At 65.8% G+C, this 8,619-nt stretch carries 10 protein-coding genes; all 10 read left to right on the top strand.

The genetic code is table 11. The features are described from left to right. Nucleotides 1-51: 51 nt before the first annotated feature. The 10 genes from msrA to RIC54_RS13525 all read left to right on the top strand — a co-directional run bounded on the left by msrA (nt 52) and on the right by RIC54_RS13525 (nt 8,449). On the top strand, nt 52-657 hold the full coding sequence (gene msrA, locus RIC54_RS13480) for a peptide-methionine (S)-S-oxide reductase MsrA (RefSeq protein ID WP_350091082.1): 606 nt from the start codon (nt 52-54) through the stop codon (nt 655-657). Between the two features lie 18 nt (nt 658-675). Beyond that, nucleotides 676-1,173 (top strand): peptide-methionine (R)-S-oxide reductase MsrB, encoded by a 498-nt coding sequence (gene msrB, locus RIC54_RS13485; RefSeq protein WP_502989675.1) that lies wholly within the window; start codon nt 676-678, stop codon nt 1,171-1,173. Nucleotides 1,174-1,267: 94 nt separating this feature from the next. Beyond that, nucleotides 1,268-2,056 (top strand): M48 family metallopeptidase, encoded by a 789-nt coding sequence (locus RIC54_RS13490; RefSeq protein ID WP_350091085.1) that lies wholly within the window; start codon nt 1,268-1,270, stop codon nt 2,054-2,056. Between the two features lie 126 nt (nt 2,057-2,182). Continuing rightward, complete coding sequence (locus tag RIC54_RS13495) at nt 2,183-2,794, top strand: PAS domain-containing protein (RefSeq protein ID WP_350091088.1); 612 nt, start codon at nt 2,183-2,185, stop codon at nt 2,792-2,794. 36 nt (nt 2,795-2,830) lie between these two features. After that, nucleotides 2,831-3,229, top strand: coding sequence for a hypothetical protein (locus RIC54_RS13500; protein ID WP_350091091.1), 399 nt, complete (start codon nt 2,831-2,833; stop codon nt 3,227-3,229). A gap of 158 nt (nt 3,230-3,387) precedes the next feature. Next, on the top strand, nt 3,388-4,518 hold the full coding sequence (locus tag RIC54_RS13505) for an extracellular solute-binding protein (RefSeq protein ID WP_350091094.1): 1,131 nt from the start codon (nt 3,388-3,390) through the stop codon (nt 4,516-4,518). 92 nt (nt 4,519-4,610) lie between these two features. Next, nucleotides 4,611-5,702, top strand: a complete 1,092-nt coding sequence (locus tag RIC54_RS13510; protein WP_350091097.1) for an ABC transporter ATP-binding protein — start codon at nt 4,611-4,613, stop codon at nt 5,700-5,702. Next, the gene (locus RIC54_RS13515; RefSeq protein ID WP_350091100.1) at nt 5,695-6,870 is read left to right on the top strand and encodes an ABC transporter permease subunit; all 1,176 of its coding nucleotides are present in this window, start codon (nt 5,695-5,697) and stop codon (nt 6,868-6,870) included. The genes RIC54_RS13510 and RIC54_RS13515 overlap by 8 nt, the downstream gene beginning before the upstream one ends. Continuing rightward, nucleotides 6,867-7,724 (top strand): ABC transporter permease, encoded by an 858-nt coding sequence (locus RIC54_RS13520; protein WP_350091103.1) that lies wholly within the window; start codon nt 6,867-6,869, stop codon nt 7,722-7,724. Before RIC54_RS13515 ends, RIC54_RS13520 begins: the two co-directional genes overlap by 4 nt. Nucleotides 7,725-7,747: 23 nt before the next feature. Then, complete coding sequence (locus RIC54_RS13525; RefSeq protein WP_350091106.1) at nt 7,748-8,449, top strand: hypothetical protein; 702 nt, start codon at nt 7,748-7,750, stop codon at nt 8,447-8,449. Nucleotides 8,450-8,619 lie beyond the last annotated feature (170 nt).

Below are 8,619 nucleotides of genomic sequence, written 5' to 3' on the forward strand. Positions count from 1 at the left end.
TAACCGGCCCGGAGGTACCCAATGTTCCAATGGCTGTTTGGAGGCAAGTCCATGATCCCGTCATCCTTTCCCGATCCCGCGGTTGACTTGCCGAGCGCCGGAACCGGTGATCGCGTCGCGGTGCTGGGCGGTGGCTGCTTCTGGTGCACCGAGGCCGTGTTCAAGGAACTGACCGGGGTGCGTTCCGTGCGTCCCGGTTACGCCGGCGGCACGGCTGAGACCGCCGACTATCGAACGGTTTGCAGTGGCACCACAGGGCATGCCGAAGTGATCGGGGTGACGTACGACCCCAACCTGATCAGCTTCGGTGCCTTGCTGAAGGTGTTCTTCTCGGTCGCCCACGATCCGACTCAACTCAACCGTCAGGGCAACGATCGTGGCCCGCAGTACCGCTCGGCGGTGTTCTATGCCGATGCCGACGAGAAGCGGGTCGCCGAGGCGTACATCGCCCAGCTTGACGCAGCCGGGGTGTTCGACGCGCCGATCGTCACCACGGTCGAGCCTCTGGATGCGTTCTACGAGGCCGAGGAGTACCACTTCGACTACGCCGCGCGGAATCCAGCGCAGCCTTACATCGCCTACGTCTCCGCCCCGAAGGTGGAAAAGCTGCGCCGCACCTATCCGGAGCGGCTGAAGTCCGAGAAAGCCGGCGCCTGAGCGCCAGGGAGATCCGCCATGACCGATACCGCCGCCACCAAGCGACCCGATGTGTCCGCTGCCGGATACAGCCTTCAGCCGCCCAGCAAGGATCAGATGCGCAGCCTGACTGCCGGGCTGGACCCCGAGGAGGTGCGCGTTCTGCTGCACCACGGGACCGAGCGGCCGTTCTGCGGAACCCTGCTCGACAACAAGAAGGCGGGAACCTACGTCTGCCGCCTGTGCGGGCTGCCGCTGTTCTCGTCGCAGCACAAGTTCGAGTCCGGCAGCGGCTGGCCGAGCTTCTTCCAGCCGTTCGACAGCGACCACGTCACCAACCTGCGCGACACCAGCCACGGCATGGTGCGCATCGAGAACCGCTGCGCCCGGTGCGACGGTCATCTCGGCCATGTGTTTCCGGACGGACCGCCGCCGACCGGCGCGCGCTACTGCCTGAACTCCGCGTCGATGTCGTTCGTGGATGCCGGCACGCCGCTGCCCGACCGGCTTAATCGCGGTGACCCCACGGATCACTGATGCCCTCGGTGGACTGAGGGCCGGGCCGGAACCACGATCCGGCCACCGCGTTGTGGGATGTGTCGATGCCCATGTGAACGCGCGAAGGACGTCCATGCCAGTCCCCCCGATGCTGTCGAGCCTCGTTCCTTCCCGCCGCCTGTCGGCGGCTCTCGTCCTGTGCGGCATGGTCGCGGCCTGTACCAACGCGCCGGTCACCGGGCGCCAGCAGCTTATCCTGCTGCCTGAAGGCCAGGCGCAACAGATGGGTGTGGAGGCCTATCAGCAGATCAAGTCGGAGAAAGGCGTCTCCAACGATCCGCGATATACCGGGCCGGTCCAGGAGATCGGCCGACGTGTCGCCGCCGTCAGCGGCCAGCCCGATCTGGCGTGGGAGTTCACGGTCTTCGAGGACGAGGAGCCGAACGCGTTCGCGCTACCCGGCGGCAAGGTCGGGGTCAATACGGGATTGTTCAAGGTCGCCAAGACCAAGGATCAACTGGCCGCCGTGATGGCCCACGAAGTCGGCCATGCCATCGCCCGTCACAGCGCCGAGCGGGTATCGCGCCAAGCCCTGGTCCAGGCCGGTCAACAGGCAATCGGGGCGCAGTATCCCGGCATGGCCGAGGTCCTGGCACAGGCGTCGACCCTGGGGCTGATCCTACCGTTCACCCGGTCGCAGGAATCGGAAGCTGATCACATCGGCCTGATGCTGATGGCCCGCGCCGGGTACGATCCGCGCGCTGCGGTCGATCTCTGGCGCAATTTCGAAGCTGCGGGCGGCGGCCGGCCCCCGGAATTCCTGTCGACGCACCCGGCGCCCGGCTCGCGGATCGACAACCTGAACGCTATCATGCCGCAGGCCCTGGACGAGTATCAGCGCAGCCCTCATCGGCAAGGCTGATAGCTCGATTTCCGGCCTGCATACTCCTGTACTACCACCATCGCGAGTCTATCTCGTCGTTAAGTTCGCCTTAATGGGATTGCGCTATGACGGTCCCGATTCGGCACTATGACGTAAGGGTTCGCGATGACATCCGCACTGACTGATCCACTCGACAAGGTCGACGGCATCGAGATGGCGCCGATGTTGCCGGCGGAAGACTGCCCGCGGCCCGACGCCCGCGCGTTGATGGTGTGGTGGAAGTCGCTAGGCTGTGTCGGAACCGACCTTCCCGATTGGCCCAGCATCGACCCGATCTCGTTGCTGCCGTGGATGGGGTGGATCTGCCTGTACGATGTGATCGACGGCGGCCGAGACATTCGTTACCGGCTGGTGGGCACCAGGATCGCCGAGCAGGCCGGCGTCGACCTCACCGGCCGCTTCGTCTCGGAGGGCGTCTATGCGTCGACGCCAAGCGTCCTGCTTGAGCATTTCCGTCGCCTGGGGCGGCGCGCAGCCCCCACATGGACCAAGCGCGTGATGGAAACCCAGAACGGATTCACGATCACTCACGACCGGATCTGGTTGCCGTTCCGGCGAAACAGTGATTCTGTCATGTTGTGGTTGCTGTATGTCTGCAAGCTGGAGTCCGAGGCGGATCGGCTGGATCTATCGCGGTTCTCCGGTTTGTCACGACGCCATGCCGCCACCGGGCTGGTTCCTGTCAGCCTTAATCCACCGTCGCTGCTGCGGGTATGACCCGGACCGGCGGCAAGTCATCGGGAAGGATGACCGGTGAGCGATCCCGGACAAGGCAGCTTTGAGGTCGAGTACCTGCCATCGGACGACCTGCTGCGACTGGAGTTCAGCGGGCGTCTGACGCTGCAGTTGATGAACAGCGGGCAGGACACCGCGAACCGCCTGCCGGCGGTCACGGCTCAGACCCGTGTCCTCATCATCTGTGTTGACGCTGAATTCGATGAGATCGACATCCACACTCTGAGCGACCATCAGGCGTATAAAGCCGCCAAACGGTATCCGACACATCGAACGGCCCTGATCGTCGGGGACAAGCCCGGACACCGGGCGCTCGCCGAGCTGTGGGCCGTGACCCGGGACGGCGGCAAAGCCCGCGGGGCCGGCGTGTTCTCGAACGAGGCATCGGCCACCGAATGGTTGTTGTCCGGACGCTGACCTGGCCATCCGCACAAGTTCGTTAACGAAAACATCATTCCTCTGTAATTTCGGTGTCGCACACGGCAAGCTATCTGCCGGCGTCGGATCGCGCGGCTGTGCCCAAGGGGGGCGGGCCCGCCCTCCGTACCGTCCGTCACTGAATGAGGGTTGCGATCATGATGAAGATCACCCGTCGTACCGTACTCCGGGGTTCGGCCGCCGTGGCCGCCTCGGCGCTCGCCGCACCTGTAGTCCTGCGCGCTCACGATGCGCTGGCCTCGTCCGGCACGGTCAACGTGTTCGCCTGGGGCGATTATGTTCAGCCGAACATGGTCGAAAAGTTCCAAAAAGAGTCCGGCATTACCGTCAACCTGTCGACTTTCGGATCGAACGACGAAGCCGTTCAGAAGCTGCGCGCCGCCGGCGGCAAGGGCTTTGACGTCATCTTCCCGTCGGTCACCAACGGACCGCAGTACTATCCGGACGACCTGCTGCAGCCGCTCGACGAGAGCAAGGTCAAGATGGACCGGATCATCCCGTCGATGGTCCGCGATTCCGTGCAGCTCGGCGCCACCTACCGCGGCAAGCGCATGCTGCTGCCGTTCGACTGGGGCACCGAGGCGATGACCTTCGACTCCAGCGTGTTCAAGCTGAGCGACGACGATATCTCGTTCGGCACCATGTGGACGCCGGAAGCCAAGGGCAAGGCGGCGTTCCGCCAGAAGTCGGTGCTGGTCGGCACCGCCATCTATCTGGACGCCACCGGCGAGGTGAAGTCCAACCGCGCGCTCGACCTGTACAAGTCCGAAGAGGACATGCGCCGGGTGTTCGAAGCGGTGACCAAGTACATCGTCGCCCGCAAGGGCAACATCGCCGCGTTCTGGAACAACGCCACCGAGGCGACCAATGCCTTCAAGCAGGCCGGCGCCGCCGTCGGCCAGACCTGGGATACCACCGGCCTCCTGCTGAACCGGGAAGATCCCAAGTGGAAGTACCGGATGCCGAAAGAAGGCGGCATCACCTGGATGGACTCCATCGGCATTCCGACCGGTGCGGCCAACCTCGAACAGGCCTACGCCTTCATCAATGCCATGTTCGACCCGAAGATGGCCGGCATGTTCTCCAAGAACACCGGCTACAACTCGGCCGCGGTCGGCGCCGCCGCCCATGCCGGTGACGAGTACGCCAAGCAGTTCAACGAGGTCTACAACGAGAAGACTTTGGCGAACCTCTGGTGGTGGCAGGCCGACACGCCCTGGTTCGCGACCGTGCGCCAGGAATACGTCGACCGGATCACCAACGCCTGACGGCACTGATCTGATCGGACGGGCCGCGGGACATCAACCGCGGCCCGTCATTCCCCGGCACGGGGCACGGAACCGGCGGAGACCCGACAGCGATGCGCGGCAATGACGTAGTGCTCTCGGACGTGTCGATGCGCTTCGGCGATTTCACGGCCGTTCATCCGACCGACCTGACGGTGCAGGAAGGCGAGTTCTTCTCGATCCTCGGCCCGTCGGGCTGCGGCAAGACCACGATCCTGCGGATGATCTCCGGCTTTCTCGATCCCAGTTCGGGCGGCATCGCCATCGGCGGGGTGCCGATGGCCGGGCTCGGCCCGAACCGCCGGCCGACCGCGCTGATCTTCCAGAACCTCGCGCTGTTCCCGCTGATGACCGTCTGGGAGAACGTCGCCTTCGGCCTGGAGGCGCGTGGCGTCCCGGTGGCCGAGCGCAAGCGGCGGGCCAATGAGCTTCTGTCCCTGGTGGCACTGGACGACCAGGGCCACAAGAAGCCAACCGAACTGTCCGGCGGCCAGCGCCAGCGGGTGGCGGTGGCGCGCGCGCTGGCGGTCGAGCCGGCGGTGCTGCTGCTGGACGAACCGCTGTCGGCCCTCGACTTGAAGCTGCGCCAGCACATGCGCGCCGAGTTGAAGGACATCCAGCGCCGTACCGGCGTCACCTTCATCTACATCACCCATGACCAGGGCGAGGCCCTGACCATGTCCGACCGGATCGCGGTGATGAACCAGGGCCGGGTCCAGCAGGTCGGCACCGGCGACGAGATCTACGACCGACCCGCGACGCCGTTCGTCGCGACCTTCGTCGGCGAGCAGAACGTCTTTCACGGCCGGGTTTCCGCGGTGAGCGACGGACGGGCGGTCGTCGATACCGCCGTCGGGCCGCTGCGCGGGGCTTCCCAGGGAATATTGTCGGTCGGCGACGATGCCCTGCTGTTCGTCCGCCCGGAGCGGGTCTCGCTGATGAACGGTGGGGCTTCCGACCCGGACAACCGGATCGACGCGGAGGTGGAGCGGCGCGACCTCGAAGGATCGTTCGTGAACCTGCACTTGCGCGCCGGCGACCATCCGATCGCCGTGCACCTGACCAATGCGGGCAGCGGGCGCGACGTCGTGTCCGGCAGCCAGCGGGTGAGCTTCCAGGCCGACGACGCGGTCGTCATGCGAGCCGGGGATGTCGCCCGTGAGTGACCTGATCCGGATCTACGGCAAGAGCCTGACCACGATCTTCCTGGGCCTGACCGCCCTGTGGATCGTGGCGCTGATCGTGGTGCCGCAGCTGCGCATGATCGAGCGGGCCTTCGTGGTCGACCGCTACAGCGACGAAGCCGCCCGGGTCGGCGTCGAGATCGACCGCTCCTACACCCGAGTGTTCACCATCGACCAGGAACTGGAGCGGGCCGCGGCGGGCCCGGCAACGCCGACGGCCCCATCGCCGTTCAGCCCGTCACCGTCGCCTGCCAAGCCGTCAGCCCCGTCACCGTTCGCGACCCCATCCGCCTCGTCGACCGGCGCCGTCAGCGGCGACCCTGACCGGACCGCCGCCCTGAAGGCCGAAAAGGCCGAACTGCAGGCCCGGATCGCCGAGCTGGAGGTCCGGGAGAAGGAGATCAAGGCCGGCGGCACCGGATATGCGCTGGGCAACTTCACCAGCATGAGTGCGATCCACGCCAAGATCTTCCTGTCGACGCTGATGTACGCGCTGTGCGTGACGATCCTGGCGTTCCTCGCCTGCTATCCGGTCGCCTACGCGGTTGCTACGTCGCGCAGCAGCGAACGGGTGGCCCTGCTGATGCTCGGGCTGGTGATTCCCTACGCCATCAACGAGCTGCTGCGGATCTTCTCGTGGATCATGATTCTGGAGAAGCACGGCGTGCTGAACCGGCTGCTCGACAGCCTCGGCCTGATCGACCTGGCCGCCGGCGAGGGCATGCGGTTCGTGGCGTCGAATGGCGCGGTCTTCGCGGTCATGGTCTATGCCTACATCCTGTTCATGGTGTTCCCGATCTACAACACGATCGAGACCCTCGACCGCAACCAGATCGAGGCGGCACGGGATCTGGGCGCGTCGACCTGGCGGATCCACTGGCGGGTCGTGCTGCCACACGCCAAACCCGGAATCGCGGTCGGCGCGGTGATGACGTTCATGCTGTCGGCCGGCTCGATCGCCGCGCCGGAGATCGTCGGCCGCGGCCTGCATCCCGACTGGTTCAGTCAGGTGATCTACCAGCGGTTCTTCGAGTCGAACAACTGGAACCAGGGATCGGCCTATGCGCTGGTGCTGCTGGTCGCCTGCGTGGTGTTCGTGCTCGGGGTCATGGGCCTGTTCAAGGTCGGCATCCGGGACATCGCGAAATGACCGCCGAGACCGCCACCCCCGCCGCTGCGGCTCCCGCCGCCCGACCCTCCACCGGCCGGGACTGGAGCGATGCGGTTCTGAATGCCTATCTGGCGGTGTTCTTCGCCTATCTGTTCCTGCCCCTGCTGTTGATGGTGGCGGCGGCCTTCAACGCCTCGCCGACCCCGTCCGCAACCGACTGGCAGGGATTTACATTGGACTGGTTCCGGCAATTGCCGCGTGACCAGCGGTTCGTGCAGGGTCTCGGGCATTCGCTGCTGATTGCCACCGGTGTGATCGTGCTGGCCATCCCGCTCGGCCTGTCGGGAGCGCTGATCCTGACCCGGCTGCAGTCGCGCTCCACCACGACGCTGTACACCATCCTGGTGTCACCGATCCTGACCCCCGGCATCGTGCTCGGCGTGACCACCATGATCTTCTGGCGCGACACCTTCGGGGTCGAAGCCGGGCTGTTTACCGCCGCCGTCGCCCAGGCGACCTTCATCGCGTCCTACTGCATGCTGATGTTCATGGCCCGGCTGCAGCGCCAGGACCGGGTGCTGGAGGAGGCGGCACTGGACCTCGGCGCATCGCCGGTGCTGGTGTTCCGCCGCATTACTCTGCCGTTCCTGATGCCGACCATCCTGACCGCCGCGTTCATTTCGTTCCTGCAGTCGATCGAGAACTACAACACCACCTTCTTCGCGATCGGCAGTTCCTGGACCCTGGTGACCGAGATAGGCTCGCGCATGCGCTTTGGCCTGTCGCCGATGGTCAACGCGATCGGCGTGCTGTTCGTGGTGCTGACGGTGGTTGCCGCCCTGATCTGGGCCGCCGCGCGCCGACGCGAACTGGCTCGCCTCGCCTCCGGTTGACCGCAGCGCCGCCGGCTGGTCCAGTGCCCCTTATGCGGTTCGTGGTGCGCTGCCTGCCCGGTTTCTCGTCGCGTGTCCCGGCCCCGGTGCCGGCCCGTTCGGCCTTGCCTGATTGGCTGAAGTCGATGCCGTCGGCGGTGCCGGCCGACGCGCTGGCCGGCGCGGAGGTGCGCACTCTCAAGCATTGCCCGCCGCTGATCGACGCGCTCGGCACCGGCGTGCTGTTCCCGTTGGCGGCCGATCTGACAGTGCGCGGCGGTCAATTGTCCTGGGATTGGGACGCGCCGCGCCATGCCGAGGTCGGCCACACCAGGTCACCTATCGGGCTCCACCTGCCCGAGCAGGCGACCGGCGCGCCGTTCCGCCTGCCGCCCGGCCGGTTCGTGATCAAGTTCACCAATTTCTGGACGGTCGACGTTCCCGAGGGCTGGTCGGTACTGTTCACTCACCCGTTGAACCGCGAGGATCTGCCGTTCCGCACCTTGTCGGGTCTGGTGGATTGCGACCGCTGGCGCGACGGGCTGGTGCATTTTCCCGCCCTTTGGACCGACCCGGACTTCGAAGGAGTTCTGCCCGCCGGCACACCGGTGGCCCAGGCGATCCCGGTCCGGCGCGAGACGCTCGAACTGGTGGTCGAGGAGATGGACGACGGGCGGCTGGACGCGCACCGGCGGATCGAAGAGGCGCTTGCAGCAGACCCGGGAGTGTACCGGAAAGGCCGCTAGAGCAGTTTCTCAGCTGACGGAATCGTAGGGGATTCCCGCGGGGGTAGGTTTGTGATTCAAGATACAGGCTGGTGAAGGAGGCCAGCCTGTATGACGCGACCTCTTTCGATGGATATCCGCAGCCGGCTGGTCAGAGCAGTTGCTGACGGCATGACGCGGCGCTCGGCAGC

This window comes from Thalassobaculum sp. (genome assembly GCF_040219215.1).
GTDB lineage: Bacteria > Pseudomonadota > Alphaproteobacteria > Thalassobaculales > Thalassobaculaceae > Thalassobaculum_A.

What these genes read in the sequence shown, in the direction of transcription:
- RIC54_RS13495 (WP_350091088.1), top strand. Translation starts at nt 2,183, where the DNA reads ATGACATCCGCACTGACTGATCCACTCGACAAGGTCGACGGCATCGAG.
- RIC54_RS13505 (WP_350091094.1), top strand. Translation starts at nt 3,388, where the DNA reads ATGATGAAGATCACCCGTCGTACCGTACTCCGGGGTTCGGCCGCCGTG.
- RIC54_RS13490 (WP_350091085.1), top strand. Translation starts at nt 1,268, where the DNA reads ATGCCAGTCCCCCCGATGCTGTCGAGCCTCGTTCCTTCCCGCCGCCTG.
- RIC54_RS13510 (WP_350091097.1), top strand. Translation starts at nt 4,611, where the DNA reads ATGCGCGGCAATGACGTAGTGCTCTCGGACGTGTCGATGCGCTTCGGC.
- RIC54_RS13520 (WP_350091103.1), top strand. Translation starts at nt 6,867, where the DNA reads ATGACCGCCGAGACCGCCACCCCCGCCGCTGCGGCTCCCGCCGCCCGA.
- msrA (WP_350091082.1), top strand. Translation starts at nt 52, where the DNA reads ATGATCCCGTCATCCTTTCCCGATCCCGCGGTTGACTTGCCGAGCGCC.
- msrB (WP_502989675.1), top strand. Translation starts at nt 676, where the DNA reads ATGACCGATACCGCCGCCACCAAGCGACCCGATGTGTCCGCTGCCGGA.